Below are 1425 nucleotides of genomic sequence, written 5' to 3'. Positions count from 1 at the left end.
CAAAAAGTTAGACAAATAATTTAAGTAAAGGATTTAGTTCTGTATTGCACAGGACTAAGTCCTTTTAATTTTACCTTAATGCGTTTATTGTTGTAGTAATCAATATAGTCTACAATAGCTTGCTCCAATTGATTAAGTGATTTAAACGTCTTCTCGTAACCATAAAACATTTCGGATTTCAAAATACCAAAGAAGGATTCCATCATGCCGTTGTCTGGGCTGTTACCCTTACGCGACATAGATGGCTGGATTCCTTTATCCTCTAAAAAATGATGATAGAAATCGTGTTGGTATTGCCATCCCTGGTCACTATGGAGAATTGTATTTTCGTAATATTCCTCTGTAAAGGTTTGTTCTAGCATATCTTTCACTTGTATCAAGTTCGGTGACGTAGAAAGATTATAGGCGATAATTTCGCTGTTAAAACCATCTAAAACTGGTGATAAATAGAGCTTTTGGCTGCTTGCCGGAATGGCAAACTCTGTCACATCTGTATAGCACTTTTCCATTGGATTCGATGCTTCAAATTGGCGTTGAATAAGGTTATCTGCTTTCTTGCCAATCTCTCCTTGGTAGGAAGAATACTTGCGTTTACGACGAATTCGGGCACTTAAACCAAGGATCTTCATCAGACGTTGGACCTTCTTATGGTTCACTACAAAACCACGATTCCTCAATTCTAGAGTCATTCGGCGATAACCATAATTTCCTTTATGCTCAGTAAAAATAGCTTGAATTTCATCTTTAATATCATGATTTTTATCGCTTTTATTTAACTGCTTTAGCTGGTAATAATAGGTTGAACGAGCTAGCTTAATAATCTTTAGAAGAATCTCTAAGGCAAACTCCGTTACCAATCCTCGGACAATTTCTGTTTTTNTTTTCGCTCCTTTTCGTCCCTCAATCGGAGTTCTCTCAACTTTTTTAGAATGNCATTCTCCGCTCTCAAGTACTCATTTTCTGCTTGAAGTCGCTCTAGCTCTGTCATCTCTTCGGGCTTCTTCTTTGGTTTACGTCCCATTTTAGGTGCTCTCCCTCTTGTTTTCTCAACAATAGTATACCCGTTTTTCTTATATTGTGCCAGCCAATTAGGCAACATTCCAACACTTGGAAGAGCATAATCTAGAGANACCCTTATTTGCGAACNACCTTCGAGAAGAACTTTATCAATGATCTCTTGTTTTAGTTCAGGTGAATAGTAACAATTCTTTCCTTTTTTGACGAACTCCATTCCGTAACGATCAATCAATTTAATCATGTACCTAAGATTAGAATTGTTTATCCCAAATTTATTTGAAAGCTTCTCTATGCTATATCCTTGTTTTCTAAGTTTATAGATCTGAACTTTATCATCATAAGTTAATTTCATAATAAAAACACCCCAAAAGTTAGATTTTTTCTGTCTAACTTTTGGGGTGCAGTTCA

At 36.1% G+C, this 1425-nt stretch carries 1 protein-coding gene; it reads right to left on the bottom strand.

The features are described from left to right. Window positions 1–20: 20 nt before the first annotated feature. Window positions 21–1369 (bottom strand): IS3 family transposase gene (locus D8837_RS09240; protein WP_125456872.1). Its coding sequence is split into 2 segments (ribosomal slippage): window positions 21–928 and window positions 928–1369, totalling 1350 coding nucleotides; the frame shifts between segments, so codons are not numbered across the junction. Window positions 1370–1425 lie beyond the last annotated feature (56 nt).

It is taken from the genome of Streptococcus mitis, assembly GCF_003942965.1.
In the GTDB taxonomy this organism is placed as follows: Bacteria; Bacillota; Bacilli; order Lactobacillales; family Streptococcaceae; genus Streptococcus; species Streptococcus mitis_BH.
Note: the sequence above shows the minus strand (reverse complement) of the source record. Positions and strands in the feature narration are given on the sequence as shown.